Raw genomic sequence first — 18,294 nt, forward strand, 5'->3', positions numbered from 1 at the left:
CTCTTGATGTAGGAGTTACAACGTTATTAATATAGCGCTGATCGAAATGAATTTCTTTTAATGGCTGTAAAGGCATAACAGCGGCTTTAGCTATATCGGTACCCCAATTTTTTTTGATAAAACCAGGCATCTTTTTTTCGAGCTGATGGATGGAATAATTAGGCGGGATTACAATATAGGCATAACTTGCACCGGGAATTGCCCAGAAATTATGCATAGCCCCCTCCAGGTTTTTTTGGATGCTTGCCAACGATACCATGAACTCTAAAGGTAAACTGGTATTGCCGGGCAGATCTTGAATAATGCCGGTAACTTTAAGGTTTAATCTATTATCAAGATTAATGACCTGCCCCATAGCATTCTGTTTACCAAAATACTTCTTTGCAATGGTTTCTGTAAGTACAACACTGTTGGGTTGCTGCAGCGCAGTATTCGCATCACCGGTAAGCCAATGGTAATCAAAAACTTTATTGATCTGTTCATCAGCAAAGGCATAACTTTTTTCACTGTACCGGTTATCGCCTACTTTAACCACAGCATCACGTCTGTAAAAAACTTGTGTAGTTGCCTCCAGTTCAGGAAAGTCGGTACGTATAGCCGGTATAATGGCCAATGATACGTTGGCGTTGAAATCAAGAGCATGTAATGTTACCCGATAAGTACGGTTCGCCCTAGTATTGTATGTGTCGTAACCAAGTTCATTCCTCACTATTAAAAAAATAACAAGGCAGGCCGCAATACCCAGGGTAAGTCCAAAAACATTCAGGAATGCGTAACTCAAATTACGCCGGATATTTCTGAAAGCAATAACTACATAACTTTTTAACATAATGAAGATATTTTAATGAAAATCCTTAATCCTAAAACCTAAACTCTAAATTACCAGGCATTTTTCACTACTCACTACGTAGGCTTTTTACCGGGTTATTTAAAGCAGCCTTAATGGCCTGGAAACTAATAGTTATAAAAGCGACCAAAATGGCTGCACTACCGGCTATAGCCAGGATCCACCAATGCAATTCTGTTCGATAAACATAATCCTGTAACCATTTATTCATGGCATACCAGGCAATTGGCGATGCTATTATTATAGCGATCACTATAAGTACCAGAAAGTCTTTTGAAAGCATAGTTGTGATATTGGCAACACTCGCTCCCAATACTTTACGGATACCTATTTCCTTAACCTTTACCTGCGCGGTGTAAGTTGCCAAACCAAACAAACCAAGGCATGAAATAAATATGGCTATGCCGGCAAAAACGTCAAATAACGTAGCTGTATGCTGTTCCGATTTGTAGAGTTCATTATAATCATCATCCAGAAATTTATACTCAAATGGAAAGGTTGAATTGTATTGCTTCCAAAACTTCTCAACGGCCTTGATTGCTGCCGGTGCATCTTTACCTGTTGTTTTTACAAACAATTGCCATGTACTTGCCCGGTAATTAAAAATTACAGGTTCAATGGCCTGTTTTAATGAGGCAACATGAAAATCCTTTACAACCCCAATAATAATTCCGTTAGTATCATGAAATTTAAACCGTTTGCCAACCGGGTCTTTAATACCAGCAAGTCTTACAGCGGTCTCATTCAGGATCCAATGAGCCGAATCAGATTTGGCCCCGGTAAAATTACCACCGCTTACAAACTTTATTTTAAATAAATTCAGATAGTCTTTATCGATACCRTAAGGGTGTACCAAAAAACTCATGTTAGGGTCTTTGCCATCCCAATCTGTATCACTGGTAGTACTGCCGTTGTTTACAATATTGCCATCGCCGGTAGTTATACCGGTTATGGCATGATTATTCAATAAGTCGGCCTTTATGGCTTCATAATGATCCTGCATGCCATGCATCTGCAAACCAAAAACGTATGATTTATCGTACCCTAATTGCTTTTGCTGTATATAATTTAATTGCTTATTAATCACGATAGTTCCAATGATTAACCCAATAGAGAACGCGAACTGACAAACCACCAGCACCTTTCTGAAAGTGGCGTTGCCCGTGCCGGATATTTTACCTTWTAACGCGTTAATGGGTTTAAATGATGAAAGTAACAACGCCGGGTATATGCTCGAAGCTACAAGTGTAGCCGCTATAGTAATCGCTATTACCTGCCATACACGAGCATTAAACAAGTCAAAACGCATTTGCTTACCCGCAATACTATTATAAACCGGCATTACCGCATATATAACACAGAAAGCCAGTAAGAGCGCTATGGCAAAGCATAAAATAGTTTCAATTATAAACTGTATAAATAAATGCTTTCTTTCGGCACCTATTATTTTACGCACACTCACTTCCTTAGCACGCATCATGGAACGCGCAGTTGACAGGTTGATGTAGTTGATACAGGCTATCAGCAATATCAGTATAGCCACAATTGAAAATACCTTTACTATCTGCATACCGGCTGATGAACCATCAGGGTTATACAGGTGTATTTGAGTAAGCGGCTGAAGCATAAATATGCCATCAGTTGGTTTTATACCCTGGTGGTGTTTAAAATGAATTTGTGTCAATTTTTCGCCGATGGTTTTTGTTGAAGCGTCGGGCCTTACCAATAAAAAGGTCTGGGCATAATAATTACCCCAATCTTCGTCCATTGCTTTCCAATAGCCATTACCATTATATTGTTTTTTCTTTATATTCATAGAAAACAACATGTCACCATCTATACTTGAGTTGGCCGAAAAATCAGCCAGTACACCCGAAACTACATAAGGATCCCTGCTATCACCAGTGATGGTTTTACCAATTGGATCTGCATTTCYAAAATAGCGTTTAGCTGTGCTTTCAGTAATTATAACCGACTGGTCATTTGGAAAAGGGTTATTTACATTTCCTTTTAATAATTTATAGTCAAACACCTTAAAAAAGGCATCATCAACCCATGATAATTTTCCGTAATCTTCCTTGAGCAATTTATCCTTATACCTAAAAACAGTATAATCAGAATTGGTAATTACCCTTACCGCGCTAACAACACCGGGTACTTCCTTTAAAGCATAAGCAGCTACCGGCGCCGGGGCCCATGGCCATACCTGCTTGCTTACACCACTACCAATAGAGGCATTAACTTTATATATCTGGTCGGCTTTTGAATTAAAGCGGTCAAAGCTTAGTTCGTCTTGTACCCAAAGTAAAATAAGCATCCCCACGGCTAAACCAATGGTAAGTCCTATGATATTTATGGAGCTATAAAACTTCTTATTAACTAAGTTTCGCCAGGCTGTTTTGATGTAATTTCTAAACATGTCTTTCTTAAATTCTAATTTCTAAAACCTAAATTGTTTGAGAACACACAACACGATCCCCGGTCCTCACTACCAATTACATTACTCATTCTTCAAACTATCAACCGGATTTGCTATGGCTGCTTTAATTGATTGAAAACTTACTGTAATAAATGCGATGAATAATGCTGCCACACCCGCCAATACCAAAACCCACCATTGAATGTTTATGCGGTAAGCAAAGTCTTGTAACCATTTAGTCATTAAGTACCAGGCCAGTGGTGATGCTATTAAAATGGATATGAAAACCAGTTTGATAAAATCTTTTGATAACATACTTACAATAGCCGATACATTTGCTCCTAATACTTTACGGATACCGATCTCTTTTGTACGTTGCTCTGCGGCATAGGCAGCTAAGCCAAACAGACCCAGGCAAGCAATTACAATGGCCAAAGTGGTAAATACAATAGCTATTTTTCCGGTAAGCTGTTCAGTGCGATATGAGGCATCAAACTCCTGATCCATAAACGAATAGTTGATCTGTACATTGGGCGATAATCCCTTCCACTTATCTTTTATTTGCGATAGCAGAGCGGGTAGATTTGAAGTATTTACGCGGATGCTCAAGGCACCGTTATTTTCTGCAAGCGTCATAACAACCGGACCCACATTTTCCCTCAACGAACTAAAATTAAAATCCTTCACTACCCCTATTACATGGTATTGCTTTACATTATCTAAAGTCTGCTTACCACCTAAGCTTTTGTACAGGGTCTTATTTACAGCGTTATTAAAACCCAGGAATTTAGCTGCCGATTCATTAATTACAATACCTGTCGAATCTGTTTGCATATCCTTTGAAAAGCTACGCCCCGAAACCATTTTCATCTGCAGTGTAGATACATAATCCTCATCTATCTCCCAGTTCTGCGGAAACATGGATCTTTTTTGATCAAGCGAAGCATCTTTGAAATAAATGGCGGTGCTTTTCCAGTTTGAAGTCGGCAGGAAACCCGTCATGGTGGCGTCTATAACCCCGGGAATTTCTTTTACCTCCTGTTTAAATATTTTGGCCTGTTTATTCAGTTCAAAAATATTTTGCACTATAAGCACCTGGCTGCGGTTATAGCCCAGGTTTTTGGTTTGGATATAATTTAGCTGATTATAGACAACCAGCGTACCAATGATCAAAAAAATAGATATGGAAAACTGGAAAACCACCAGAAAACTCCGGAGCCAGCCACCTTTAAAACCAGCAACCAACTTGCCCTTTAATACATCAATTGGCTGAAAGGCCGAGAGATAAAAGGCCGGATATGAACCAGATAGCGCGCCTATAAATACAACGATAAACAACAAGCAAGGCACCATCCAAACAAGGGATTGTGTATTAATCAGTATTTCTTTGCCTGATAACTGGTTAAATAATGGTAGCAATGCCACAGCCGCAACAAAAGCAATTACCGTAGCCATGAACGTTACCAAAATTGATTCGGTTAAAAACTGGGCGATCAGGTATTTACGTGGCGAACCTAAAACTTTACGTACACCAACCTCACGAGCCCGGTTTGCCGAACGCGCGGTGGATAGGTTCATGAAATTAACACAGGCTATTAAAAGTATAAAAATGGCTATTGCCGAAAATATATAAACATATTGCGTTGTACTGTTAGGCCCCAGTTCACCGCTCCGGTTTGAGTGCAGGTGAATATCTGTAAGTGGTGTTAAATTCATCCTGAAAAAGCTGCCGCTTTTTTCAAAGGCGTCAATGCTCATATTAAGTTGGGCCTGCATCTGCGCACCGCTGAATTTTTTTAATAGCTCCGGAAAACTTGCCTCCAGTTTTTTAGCGTCAGCAGGATTTTTTAACAGGACATAGGTATTATAATCGCTCCGCAACCATTCGTTCGAGCGGCTATCGGGCCATGAAGACATGGAAATAAAAAAGTCGAAATTAAAATGTGATTGCTTAGGAATATCTTTTATTACACCTGTTACTTTACAAAGCGTATTATCATTAAACAACAAGGTTTTACCAACAACATTTATGCTGTTAAAATATTTTTTGGCTGTAGTTTCGGTAACTACAACGCTGTTTGGCTCAATTAAAGTCGATGCAGGATTGCCGTTGATCATGGGCAGTGTGAACACATCAAACAAAGAAGGATCGGCAAAAGCTATCTTATTTTCTGATATATTAAAGTTGCCCTTTTTTACATGTGATGTGCCGGCATTTTTTAGCCGTACAGCATTTTCAACATAAGGATATTCGGCCTTTAAGGTTTTGGCCAGGGGTGGCATGCAAACGGCATAAAGCACGTTATTTTCGCCAAGTTTCAGGTCTTCATTAACACGGTATATCCGGTTCGATTTGGCATTATACCTGTCATAGCTTAGCTCATCAACCACATATAAAACAATGAGCAGGCAGGTTGCCAGGCCCAAGGCCAGGCCCAGGATATTTATAGCGGTAAATCCTTTGTTTTTTCGAAGGCTCCGAAAGGCTGTTTTTATATAATTCCTAATCATCTTATTAAAATATTAATAGGTAAACTGCCAATTATAAACCACCCCATCCTTCTCAAAATATACCGGCGGACTGCCCCAAAATAAAAACGGAAAAACTCAAGCTAACCCCTCCCGTTGAGGGAAGGGAAAGCGAGGCACTTATTAACTTATATAAACTATTTTCTTTTGGGGTGATCCTGGTTTAAACCATTATATTCTCCATAACACTTTGACCATCAAGCAGGCGTATAATACGGTGACTGTAACGGGCATCATGTTCAGAGTGAGTAACCATAATGATGGTAGTTCCCTGTTCGTTCAGGTCGGTAAGTAATTCCATTACATCATTACCGTTGCTACTGTCAAGGTTACCTGTAGGCTCATCCGCAAGTATTAATTTAGGTTTGTTAACCACAGCCCTGGCAATAGCCACACGCTGTTGCTGACCACCCGATAACTGCTGCGGGTAATGGTTACGGCGATGCATGATCTGCATTTTGTCAAGCACCTCTTCTACCCTTTTTACCCTTTCAGCTGCTGCTACACCAGTGTAAATTAAGGGCAGTTCTACGTTTTCAAATACGGTAAGCTCATCAATAAGGTTAAAACTTTGAAATACAAACCCAATGTTATGCTTGCGCAGATCAGCACGTTTACGCTCTGTAAAGTGCGCAACTTCTATATCGTTAAAAACATAGCTCCCTGCATCCGGATCATCAAGCATACCCAAAATATTGAGCAATGTTGATTTACCGCAGCCAGACGGGCCCATAATGGCCACAAATTCGCCGGTTGCAATTTCAATGGATAGCTTATTTAAAGCTATGGTCTCTACCTCTTCTGTACGGTAGAATTTTTCGAGATTTGTAATTTTTATCATTGGTGCCTCCTAAATCGTCTCCGTTATGTAGCGGATAGACCTGATTTTTTTAGTTAATTAGTTTTATATATGATGTTTTATAATGACTTTCCGTTGCAGGCAATTGTCAATTTATTTTTTTAGTATGAGTTCCTGTATATCTCCATAAGTTTCATAGCTCGAGGTAATTACCTTATCACCCGGATTTAAACCTTCAGTTACTACATAATAATCAGGGCTTTGTCTTCCAAGCTGAATATCAACTTTATAAGCACGTTTACCGTCTGCGCTCACTTTAAATATCCAGTTGCCACCTGTTTGCTGGTAAAAACCACCCTTAGGTACCAATACCGCCTGTGTTTCATCACTTAGTGCAAGCCTTACCTGCAGGGTTTGGCCTTTACGTATGCCTTTAGGCACCGTGCCTACAAACTGCATATCAACCACGAAACTGCCGGTTGTTTTCACCTGTGTGTATACTTTTTTGATAACCAGGTTATATGTTTTGTCGGCAAAGGAGAAATCACCTTTTAAGCCGGTATATATGCGCGATAAATAATGTTCGTCAATATCAACCCTAACTTTAAAGCCCGATTGTACGTCGATCTGCCCCAGGTGTTCACCCTGTTTTTTATTCTGACCTACCTCGGCATCCATTGAAGTTAATTGACCTTCAACATTTGCCCTTAAGGTGAGGCTGGCAACTTTCTGGCGCATAAGCTCAAGCGTAGTTTTCATGTGCGCGTATTGTTCTTGTGACTGTAATGCCTGTTGTTTAACCAGGGCAGTATCCTGCGATAATATTTGTTTAGCCAGCCTATACCGGTTAACCTGATAATCGTACATATTTTTTGCCGACTGATATTCCTGTAAACCTATCGCTTTTTGATCATAAAGATGTTTATCCAGTTTGTAAACCCTTTCGGCCTCTTTGAAGGTATTTTCAACATCGGCCATGGTATTAAGCTTGGTGATGGTGTTCTGCTGTGCGTTGTTATGCGATATCTGCATCTGGGTTTGCTCGGCATATACAGCGGTTTCCTGGTTGGCCAGGCTCAGTTCCAGATCGGTATTTGATAATCTTAGTATAGGGTCGCCTTTTTTCAAATTGGCACCGTCCTCAACATATTTCTCTTCTACAACACCACCTTCTGTAGCATCAAGAAAAATTGTTGTAAGGGGCATTACCACGCCATTTACAGGTATAAACTCCTGAAATGGGCCTTTTGTAATAGTACTAATGGTTATGCGTTCGGTATCAACATCAAGCTTACTTTTACCCGATGTAAAATAAATGCTTCCGCCAACTAATAAAACAATGCCTGTTATGCCCGCAATTGTTAATATCCGTTTACTGTTCCAGGTCTTTTTTTCAATTTTTCTGTCCACTGTAGTTTATTATATTTTGAATAGTAGTTACAAAAAGATATGCCACAAATTAAAATACTGTATTTCAGTACATTAAACACAAAATAAGCAATTGAAGCGTACGCTTCTGTTACAGCAAGTGTTCGGTTATGATACAGTAGATTAAGATGCACATGGCCTGCATTAAGCATTCATAGTTGATTTACAGCTTAATACTTGTATTATCATAACTGGTATKAAATTTAAGCATTCAATTATTAATTTGCACAAATAATTTGATTCATGTACCAAGGTTAACAATTCATAGTAACAAATGCGTATACTGTGACTTTTAAACCATAATCTTTAAAAATTTAAAAGTTATTAAATGATACTTAAAAAAGCAACTATATTAATTGTTGACGATGACCCGGATGTGCTAACCGCGGTTAAGCTTTTATTAAAAACAGAGGCGCAGGAAGTGATCACCGAAAAAAATCCGGAGAACTTAAACTGGTTGCTACAGCGTAACGAGGTTGATCTTGTTTTGTTGGATATGAACTTTAACAGCGCTATTAACACAGGCAATGAGGGTTTATATTGGTTGCGAAAAGTAAAGGACTGGAAACCCAATGTTAGCGTTATCATGATAACTGCTTATGGTGATATTGATCTTGCGGTACGCTCATTAAAAGAGGGAGCTAATGATTTTATTGTAAAACCCTGGCATAACGAAAAACTGATTGCTACCATAAAAGAGCTTTTAGATAAAAAAGAAGGGGTAAAAACCACCAAGACAGCTGTAAAAAGTACTGCCGGTGATACCTCCATTCTGGGCGAATCGGAAGTGATGCAGGATATTTTTTACAAAGTGAATAAAATTGCCCCTACCGATGCCAATATTTTGCTCCTTGGCGAAAATGGCACCGGTAAGGATCTTATGGCCAAAGCCATACATGAGCGGTCATTACGGGCTGATAAACCTTTTATTAAAGTTGATGTAGGCGCACTTACCGATACTTTATTTGAAAGCGAGCTCTTTGGTCATAAAAAAGGAGCTTTTACTGATGCGCGCGAAGACCGTACCGGGCGTTTTGAAGATGCCCAGGGCGGTACGTTATTTTTGGATGAAATTGGTAACATTACCCTGCAACAACAAGCCAAGCTGCTCACCATACTACAAAACCGCCAGGTAACCCGTTTGGGCACCAATAAAGCCGTTGATATCGATATCAGGCTTATTTGTGCTACTAACGTACCCATGCATGAGCTGGCTAATGAAAACCGGTTTCGTAAGGATTTGATTTACCGTATTAATACCGTTGAGATCAATATGCCGCCACTGCGCAGGCGTAATGAGGATATCACCATACTGGCCAGGCACTTTGCCAAATTGTATGCCAGCAAATACCTTAAACCATCCGTGGATTTTGATGCTGCAGCTTTGCAAAAACTAAAATCATACAATTACCCGGGCAATGTACGCGAATTACAGTATACTATTGAAAGGGCCGTTATTATGGCCGATGATCATATACTAAGACCCGACGATCTTATATTTTCTATTTTAGAGACGGCCACAGACACTGTTGTCGACGACGACAATATCCAGTTAAGCACCCTGGAAAAAAATGCCATACTTAGGGTTATTGAAAAACATAATGGCAATATTACCAGGGCGGCCAAGGAATTGGGATTAACCCGTACGGCCTTATACCGCAGATTAAGCAAATATGATATTTAACCGATATGAATGGCGGCTGTTGCTGCGTGTGTTCCTGATGTTTTTGGCCCTCATCGCGGCAGCATTTGTTACCGTTAAGGGCTTGTACCTGTACCTGGTTATATTTATACCATTGGTAACTTACGCGGTTATCGAAATGATCCGTTTTCAGAAAAAAGCGCAGGAAGAAGTAAACCAGTTTGTAGAATCCATACACTACCGCGATTTTTCGAGACATTTTGATGTACGCCGTGCTCCTAATGAACTTAAGCCGCTGCGCAAAGGATTTAATGACATCAATACCACGTTTAAGCTCATTAGCCGGGAACGGGAAACACAGTACCATTACCTGCAAAAGATACTGGAACTGGTTGATACCGGAATTTTATCGTTCGAAGAAGAAACAGGCAGCATAAGCTGGATAAACGAGGCCTTTAAAAACCTGATCAGTATTCCCTATCTTAAAACAGTTCACTCACTTGAAAAGCGCGAACCCGCTTTGTACCTTGAACTCATCAAGGTAAAACCTGGCGATAGCAAAATTATAACCATAACCCGCAATCAGCAGCTGGTTAAAATTTTAATAACCGCCAGTGTAATGCGCAGCGACGATATTTTATACAAGCTGATAGCTTTCCAGAATGTAAGCGAAGCGCTTGACGAAACAGAATCAAAAGCATGGCAAAAGTTGCTGAATGTAATGACCCACGAGATCATGAACTCTGTTGCTCCTATTTCATCACTGGCCGATACGTTGAAGAACCGCCTGCAAAGCCCCGAAATTGCGAATAGCGTTCAAAGCAGCGAACTGGAAGACCTGGAGTTGGGCATTGATACCATAAAAAGACGTAGTGAGGGCTTACTTAAGTTTACAGAGAGTTATCGCAGCCTCAATAAAATAACCAAGCTCGATTTGAATAAAATCATGGTGCGCGATTTGTTTGAAAACCTAAACAGCCTGATGAGGCCAACGCTGGAGAAGAAGAACATTGAACTTGAAATTATACTGCGCGACCCAACCCTGGCCATCCAGGCAGATATTAACCTGATTGAGCAGGTGATGATAAACCTGGTGGTTAATGCCATTGAAGCTGTTAAAGACCGTGAAGCACCACGTATCGTATTGTCCGGAGAAATTCAGAGCAATAATAAAACCCTGGTAAAAGTAACTGATAACGGTTTAGGTATGCCGCCTGAACTGCTCGACAAAATATTTATACCGTTTTTTAGTACCCGTAAAACCGGCAGCGGTATAGGGCTTAGTTTGTGTAAACAGATCATGCTGCTGCATAAAGGAAACATCCAGGTACAATCAACCGAGGGTAAAGGTTCGTCGTTTATACTGCAGTTTATATAAGCTCCCTAACCCCCTGAAGGGGGAACTTTTTGATTAGACTGATGGAAAAAGATAAATTAAACTTTGTAACTCCCCCTTTAGGGGGTCGGGGTGTTCTTGCAATTTCAGGCAGTCTTCGATCCGGTTCTTCCAATCACCATATTCTGAAATATCTGGGCAGCCTTGCTCCTGCAAATATCAGTTATACTATTTACAGTGGGCTGGCCCAAATACCGCCTTTTGATCCGGGTTTGGATACGGATGACCCACCAGCCGCTGTTGCGGAGTTGCGCCAGCTTTTAGCTGATGCAGATGGGATTATTATTTGCACACCTGAATATGCCTTTGGCGTGCCCGGGCAGCTTAAAAACATGCTGGATTGGATGGTTTCCAGCAGTTTGTTTGTTGATAAACCTGTGGCGCTTATCACAGCCTCGCTGGGTGGCAATTATGCCCACGCATCCCTCCTGCTAACTTTAGGCGCTTTAACAGCTAAAGTTATTGATGATGCAACTTTACTGATCTCCTTTATCCGTTCAAAAATGGCCGTTGATGGCAGTATTGCAGATATAACAACAAAGGATAATTTATATACGGCATTTAATGCATTTTTGATGGCCATAAGTTAAACTAACACTGCCAATTTGACAAAATATCACCTTTGGAACACGCATTGATGGTTGCAGGGTGAAAATCATATTAAATCAATCATATTATAATATTATGCAAGAAAAAGGCAGCATTTCGATCCACACCGAAAACATTTTTCCGATAATTAAGAAATTTCTTTACTCAGATAATGAGATATTTTTGCGCGAGCTGGTATCAAACGCGGTAGATGCTACCCAAAAAATTAAACGCTTGGCCTCCTTAGGGCAATACAACGGCGAACTTGGTGATCTGCGTGTTGAAATAGCATTTGACGAGGAGAAAAAAACCATCACCATATCAGATAATGGTTTGGGTATGACCGCCGAGGAGATCAAGAAATACATTAACCAGATAGCATTTTCGGGTGCTACTGAGTTTGTTGAAAAATTTAAAGAAGCCAAAGATGCCAATGAGATCATCGGTCGTTTTGGTTTAGGTTTCTATTCTGCATTTATGGTGGCCGATAAGGTAGAGATCCAAACCTTATCATACCAGGAAGGCGCAGAACCAGCTTACTGGGTATGCGATGGCAGCACAGAGTTTGAAATTGGCGAAGGTGTATTGGAAGAACGCGGTACCGAGATCACCCTGTACATCAATAGCGAATCGGAAGAGTTTTTAAGTAAGTATAAACTACAGGAGATATTAGACAAATACTGTAAATTTTTACCGGTACCTATCAAATTCGGCACAAAAACCGAATCTGTTGAGGATGGTGTTGACGAAGAAGGCAATCCAAAATACACTTCGGTTGAGGTTGATAATATCATTAATCAAACCAATCCTATCTGGACAAAAGCCCCATCTGAATTAAAAGACGAAGATTATCTTAACTTCTACAAAACGCTTTATCCTTTCAGCGAAGACCCATTGTTCTGGATCCACCTAAATGTTGATTATCCTTTCAACTTAACTGGTGTATTGTATTTCCCTAAGCTGAAGAACGACTTTGAGGTATCAAAGAACAAGATCAAATTATTTTCGCGCCAGGTATTTATTACCGATGAGGTAAAAGATATTGTTCCTGAGTTTTTAATGCTGCTACATGGCGTTATTGATTCACCGGATATTCCGCTTAACGTGTCACGCAGCTTTTTACAGGCTGATAGCAATGTTAAGAAGATCAATAGCTATATCACCAAAAAAGTTGCTGATAAATTGGCAGAGCTGTTTAAAACTGACCGTAAAGCCTACGAAGAAAAATGGACCGACATTGGCTTGTTTGTTAAATACGGCATGGTTAGCGAAGACAAGTTTTATGATAAGGCTAAAGACTTTGTTTTGGTTAGCAACACCCAAAAGGAGAACTTTACTTTAGCCGAATATAAAGACAAGGTTGAAGCCATACAAACGGATAAAGACGGTCAACTGATTTACCTTTACACCAATGACCCATCAAAACAGGATGCCTTTATCCAGTCGGCCGGTAAAAAGGGTTATGATGTATTGGTGATGAATTCGCCGATTGATAACCACTTCATTAGCCAGCTGGAGCAAAAGCTTGAAAAAACATCCTTAAAACGTGTTGATGCTGATGTTGCTGATAAACTGATCAAAAAAGACGATGCATTAGAGCACATTTTAACCGAAGAACAAGCGACCACAGTAAAAACCATCTTCGACAAAGCTATCAATAAACCTGCCTACAAGGTTGAGCTGGAAAGTCTTAACCCCGATGAGTTACCGGTAACCGTTACCATGGACGAGTTTATGCGCCGCATGAAAGATATGGCAGCTATGGGCGGTGGTATGGGTTTTTATGGTAACATGCCCGATAATTATAAGGTAGTTGTAAATGGAAACCACAAACTGATCACCCGCATATTGCAGGAAGAGAGTGAAGAAGTACAGGCACAGCTTTCAAAACAGGCGTTTGACCTGGCCCTGCTTTCGCAAGGCTTATTAACCGGTGCCGAGCTTACTGAATTTGTTAACCGCAGCGTTAATTTAATATAAAATAATAGCTTAAATATTTTAAGGCCACCCCGCATAAACGGGTGGCTTTTTTGTTTTAAATAATGATTAAATTTGATGTAATTAAACCTAAATACTACTTCATCGTCTAACCATCAAATACTTAATTATGAAATCATTAAAGAAAATATCAATATTATTGGTGCTGGCTTTTATAAGTTTAAATGTGGCTTATGCACAAACCACCCGTAAGGACAAAAAAGCCGCTCATGTTGCCGAAATTAAGAGTATGGTTGAAGCCCAAAACTATATATTCAATGCTAACTATGTCATCCCTTCCAGGGGCGCCAGTATGTCATTAACTTCTAATTATGACCTGGTAGTATCTAAAGATACCATTATCGCATTCTTACCTTATTTTGGCAGATCATATGCTGCGCCTTATAACCCTACCGAGGGTGGTATCAAATTTACTAATACCCATTTTACTTATAATTCAAAAGCAGGTAAAAAAGGAGGCTGGACTGTTACCATAAAACCAATCGGCAAAGATAAAAACGTTAGCGACTGGCGAGATGTACAATCCATGATGCTTAGCATATCATCAGACGGTTATGCATCATTACAGGTGATCAGTAGTAACCGCACTCCTATTTCTTTTAATGGAACTATTGAAGCGAGAAAAAAATAAGAGAGAAGCAAAAAGCCTAAAGCAAAAAGCTCAAAGCTATTACTGTGTTTAGCTTTCAGCCTTAGGCTTTTTGCTTTCAGCTTTCAACCTAACAGCCCTGCGTTATCCTTTAAATCTACACCCGATAGCTTACGTTTAAAAGCTTCACTAATCAGGTAAAATATTTTTTTAGCTGCTTTTTTGTAGATTAAGCCGCCGGGCCTGATGTTGGATATGCAATTACGCATCTCATCGGTAAGGCCTGGTTTTGGATTATAAGTAAGATATGCACCCAGACTATCTGCCGAACTTAGCCCTGGGCGTTCCCCAATAAGCACGAGGGAAAGTTTTGCATTTAGTCCATGACCAATATCATCGCCAATGGCAACCCTGCCCTGTTCAACCATACTTATAGGTGCCAGCTTAAAACCTGCTGCTAATAACTGCGGAATAAGTGCCTGTAATAAGCCTACGGCGTTTTCGTTAACCGCGGTGGCCGATAAACCATCAGCTAAAATAATAGCAATATCGGTTTCCGTATGGTGATCACGAAGCAGATCAAGGGATCCATCATTTAACCGACGTCCCAGATCCGGTCTTTGCAGGTATTGCCGGCGATCATTAACCCTGCTGTTCAGGTGTAAAACGGGCAGATCAAATTGTTTAAGTACACCAGTTAAATCATTGATATTCAATTCAGAATAAACCGCGTCACGTGCATGGGCATGAGCCAGTTTAAACTCCAGCGACTGCTTTAACGGGATGCTGATACCCACTCGTCCAATAGCTATCCGGGCCGAAGTAAACTCCTGCAGCGCCTTTAATGATTCTATTTCCTGTGGGACGTTTCTCTTCATAGTCAAAATTCAAAATGAGCACCCAATAATCCATGCGATGAACTGACAGGCAGCATATTTCCTTTGAAATCTACTATCCCTTGTTTGATGAGCCATCGCTCAAATTCGGGTGCAGGCCTTAAACCAAGCACTTTACGCAGGTACAAAGCATCATGAAACGAGGTAGACTGATAATTGAGCATAATATCATCGGCACCAGGAATACCCATGATAAAATTACAACCAGCTACGCCCAGCAGGGTAAGCAGGTTATCCATATCATCCTGATCCGCCTCGGCATGGTTAGTATAGCAAACATCAACACCCATAGGTAAACCAAGCAGCTTTCCACAAAAATGATCCTCTAAAGCGGCACGTATAATTTGTTTGCCATCATATAAATATTCAGGCCCGATAAAGCCTACAACTGTATTGACCAGTAATGGTTTAAACTTTCGGGCCACCGCATAAGCCCTTACTTCGCAGGTTTGCTGATCAACTCCAAAATTAGCATTGGCAGATAAGGCGCTACCCTGACCGGTTTCAAAATACATCACGTTATTGCCTACGGTTCCTCGGTTTAAGGATAAGGTAGCCTGGTAGGCTTCCTCAATTAAATGAAGATTAACACCAAAGCTGGTGTTAGCCTGCTCTGTTCCGGCTATGGACTGAAAGCAAAGATCAACCGGGGCGCCTTCATTAATAAGTTGCAGTGTGGTGGTAATATGGCTTAATACACAAGTTTGTGTAGGGATATCAAATTGATTCCGAAAATTATCCATCAACCGTAATAAACCGCTTACTGCTGCAGGACTATCCGTAGCCGGGTTAATACCAATAACCGCATCACCACTACAATGTAATAAGCCATCAATAATGCTTGCCGCAACACCTTTAGGGTCATCTGTTGGGTGATTAGGTTGTAAGCGGGTGCTGAAATGTCCCTTTAAGCCTATCGTATTGCGGAAACTGGTAACGACCGAGCATTTTTTGGCAACCGCTATCAGGTCCTGGTTGCGCATCAGTTTGGAGACTGCTGCGGCCATTTCAGGTGTAAGTCCAAAGGCAATCTCAGTCAATGTTTCTGTGTCTGTTTCATCGCTTAACAACCAATCACGCAGTTCACCAACAGTTAAATGACTTATTAAGTTAAAAGTACTAATGTCTTGATTATCAATAATTAACCTTGTTATTTCATCCTGTTCATAAGGAATCACCACCTCATTCAGAAATGTTTTTAAAGGCACGTCAGCCAATGTGATCTGTGCTGCTATCCGCTCCTCATAGCTTTCGGCGCACACCCCCGCCAACTCATCACCCGAGCGGTATGGTGAGGCCTTGCCCAGCAAAGTTCGCAGGTCGTTAAACTTATATACTTTGTTGCGTATGGTATGCTTATAGGCCATTCTATCCGGTTAATTAATTCATTGGTCACTCATTAGGCACTTTATAATTATTATTTTGCAAAATCAGGGCCGGGCATCATAAATTCATCTGTAAGCTGTACTTTATGTTTTCCCATCAGCATAAAAGTTAATATAACAACAACCAATCCTGCAAAAAATATCAAACTTACGAGTACGTTAAAATAGATGATGGCAAACAAGCATACCACTGATATAATTAGCGCTGTTGCCGGGAACACCGGGTAAAATGGTGCTGCGAAAGGCCGTTCGAGCCGTGGCTCTTTCTTGCGAAGGATAAATAAGCTCATCATGCTCATCATATACATTACAATAGCCCCAAGTACCGAAAGGACAATGATCTGCGCTGTAGTACCGCTATAAATGGCTGCAAAGCTAACTACACCGCCGGCAACAAGCGCCCAATGCGGTGTTTTAAAGCGATGGTTGATATTGGCCAATCCTCTGGGCAAATAACCGCTGCGAGCCATGGCAAATACCTGCCTTGACGATGCCAGAATAGTACCATGTAAAGATGCTATCAACCCAAACAAGCCTATGCTGGCAAATATTTTGGTAAGTCCGTTGGTTTTGCCTAAAACTATACCAATGGCTTCAGGTAGTGGATAATCAAGGTTGCTGAGTTTGCGCCAATCTGTGATGCCACCGGTTAATATCATGACACCCAGGGCCAAAAACACCAGCGTTGCCAATGCCGATATATAACCGCGTGGGATATTCTTTTTTGGTTCTTTTACTTCTTCGGCCACCATGGCCACTCCTTCTATGGCCAGGTAAAACCAAACCGCAAAGGGCAAGGCGGCAAATACTCCAGCCCAACCAAAGGGCATCGGATTGCTTAAATAGTTATCCATTTTAAAATGTGGCGATACAATACCCATATACAGCAATAATTCGGCTACAGCCAATATGGTGATGAACACTGAAAATGTAGCTGATTCTTTTACCCCCGATATATTGAGGATAATAAACGCCACATTAAACAACATTGCCGATTGCATAATGGGAATAGTCGGGTATAAAAAATGCAGGTAGCTCCCCAACGAAATGGCTATAGCAGGCGATGCCAGCAGGAAATCAATAAGCGTAGCATAACCCGCTATTAATCCTCCAATGGGACCCATTGCCCGGTAGGCATAAGCAAAAGCGCCACCTGCATGTGGAATTGAGGTGGTAAGCTCTGTATAGCTGAAAATAAAGGTAATATACATCAGCGTAATAACCAATGTGGCTATCAAAAAGCCAATAGTACCCGATACGGCCCAACCTAAATTCCAGCCAAAATATTCGCCTGATATAACCAGCCCAACAGCTATTGCCCATAAGTGAACAGGTTTTAATACTCTTTTTAACTGCTCTGTAGGGACTGTTGCCATAAGTTTGATTTAATGCGCCTTTAAGATACTTAAAGCGTGTGTTAAATCAAAATATTGATGTATTATGGAATTGTTAAGGGGATTATTGGTTCAATTATTTTTGGTGGGAACTGCAGTTAAAAAAAAGCGTCATTGCGAGGTACGAAGCAATTAGCCCCACCCAACCCTCCCCGGAAGGGAGGGCTTAAAAATAAAAGTCTCCCCTCCCGGGGGAGATTTAGAGGGGGCTTCCTCGATTTCTATGATCTAAGCAACTAATTTGAGATAATTTTTTTCATATTTTCTATTTTGTCTTACACAGGAGAAAATACGTTGTACAAGTTTATTTCTTACAGCGTTTATGACACTCATTTTATTCTTCTTCTCGACGTTGACTTTCCTTTCGTAATAAAGCCTTAACTC

General features: G+C 40.6%; 13 protein-coding genes. 5 read left to right on the top strand and 8 right to left on the bottom strand.

Annotation, left to right across the window (positions count from 1 at the left end; translation table 11 throughout):
• The 5 genes from AC1DRQ_RS23785 to AC1DRQ_RS23805 all read right to left on the bottom strand — a co-directional run.
• Positions 1–829 (bottom strand): ABC transporter permease (locus AC1DRQ_RS23785; RefSeq protein ID WP_477427470.1); only part of this gene is annotated, 829 nt, incomplete at its 3' end.
• Positions 830–896: 67 nt separating this feature from the next.
• The gene (locus AC1DRQ_RS23790) at positions 897–3,266 is read right to left on the bottom strand and encodes an ABC transporter permease (protein ID WP_477427472.1); all 2,370 of its coding nucleotides are present in this window, start codon (positions 3,264–3,266) and stop codon (positions 897–899) included.
• Positions 3,267–3,347: 81 nt separating this feature from the next.
• Positions 3,348–5,777, bottom strand: coding sequence for an ABC transporter permease (locus AC1DRQ_RS23795; RefSeq protein WP_477427474.1), 2,430 nt, complete (start codon positions 5,775–5,777; stop codon positions 3,348–3,350).
• A gap of 181 nt (positions 5,778–5,958) precedes the next feature.
• Complete coding sequence (locus AC1DRQ_RS23800; RefSeq protein WP_091144824.1) at positions 5,959–6,636, bottom strand: ABC transporter ATP-binding protein; 678 nt, start codon at positions 6,634–6,636, stop codon at positions 5,959–5,961.
• Positions 6,637–6,747: 111 nt separating this feature from the next.
• Positions 6,748–8,004, bottom strand: coding sequence for an efflux RND transporter periplasmic adaptor subunit (locus AC1DRQ_RS23805; RefSeq protein ID WP_477427477.1), 1,257 nt, complete (start codon positions 8,002–8,004; stop codon positions 6,748–6,750).
• 346 nt (positions 8,005–8,350) lie between these two features.
• On the opposite strand from AC1DRQ_RS23805, the gene AC1DRQ_RS23810 reads away from it, so the two are divergent.
• The 5 genes from AC1DRQ_RS23810 to AC1DRQ_RS23830 all read left to right on the top strand — a co-directional run bounded on the left by AC1DRQ_RS23810 (position 8,351) and on the right by AC1DRQ_RS23830 (position 14,277).
• Positions 8,351–9,706: a sigma-54-dependent transcriptional regulator gene (locus AC1DRQ_RS23810; RefSeq protein ID WP_429392200.1), complete on the top strand. Its 1,356-nt coding sequence runs from the start codon at positions 8,351–8,353 to the stop codon at positions 9,704–9,706.
• Positions 9,696–11,042: a sensor histidine kinase gene (locus AC1DRQ_RS23815; protein WP_477427479.1), complete on the top strand. Its 1,347-nt coding sequence runs from the start codon at positions 9,696–9,698 to the stop codon at positions 11,040–11,042. The genes AC1DRQ_RS23810 and AC1DRQ_RS23815 overlap by 11 nt, the downstream gene beginning before the upstream one ends.
• A gap of 41 nt (positions 11,043–11,083) precedes the next feature.
• Complete coding sequence (locus tag AC1DRQ_RS23820) at positions 11,084–11,650, top strand: NADPH-dependent FMN reductase (protein ID WP_429392194.1); 567 nt, start codon at positions 11,084–11,086, stop codon at positions 11,648–11,650.
• Positions 11,651–11,744: 94 nt separating this feature from the next.
• The gene (htpG, locus tag AC1DRQ_RS23825; RefSeq protein WP_477427482.1) at positions 11,745–13,628 is read left to right on the top strand and encodes a molecular chaperone HtpG; all 1,884 of its coding nucleotides are present in this window, start codon (positions 11,745–11,747) and stop codon (positions 13,626–13,628) included.
• 127 nt (positions 13,629–13,755) lie between these two features.
• Positions 13,756–14,277 carry a DUF4251 domain-containing protein gene (locus AC1DRQ_RS23830; protein WP_429392189.1) on the top strand — a complete coding sequence of 174 codons (522 nt, stop codon included), beginning with the start codon at positions 13,756–13,758 and terminating at the stop codon, positions 14,275–14,277.
• 83 nt (positions 14,278–14,360) lie between these two features.
• Here the strand turns inward: AC1DRQ_RS23830 and eutC are convergent, their stop codons facing one another.
• Genes eutC through eat form a run of 3 tightly spaced genes read right to left on the bottom strand, consistent with a single transcriptional unit; the run spans position 14,361 to position 17,892 of the window.
• Entirely contained in the window at positions 14,361–15,113 is a 753-nt protein-coding gene (gene eutC / locus AC1DRQ_RS23835; protein ID WP_477427484.1) for an ethanolamine ammonia-lyase subunit EutC, read from the bottom strand.
• A gap of 2 nt (positions 15,114–15,115) precedes the next feature.
• The gene (locus tag AC1DRQ_RS23840; protein ID WP_477427486.1) at positions 15,116–16,498 is read right to left on the bottom strand and encodes an ethanolamine ammonia-lyase subunit EutB; all 1,383 of its coding nucleotides are present in this window, start codon (positions 16,496–16,498) and stop codon (positions 15,116–15,118) included.
• A gap of 50 nt (positions 16,499–16,548) precedes the next feature.
• Complete coding sequence (gene eat, locus AC1DRQ_RS23845) at positions 16,549–17,892, bottom strand: ethanolamine permease (RefSeq protein ID WP_477427488.1); 1,344 nt, start codon at positions 17,890–17,892, stop codon at positions 16,549–16,551.
• Between the last annotated feature and the right edge of the window lie 402 nt (positions 17,893–18,294).

Source organism: Mucilaginibacter sp. P4_E8, assembly GCF_056401495.1.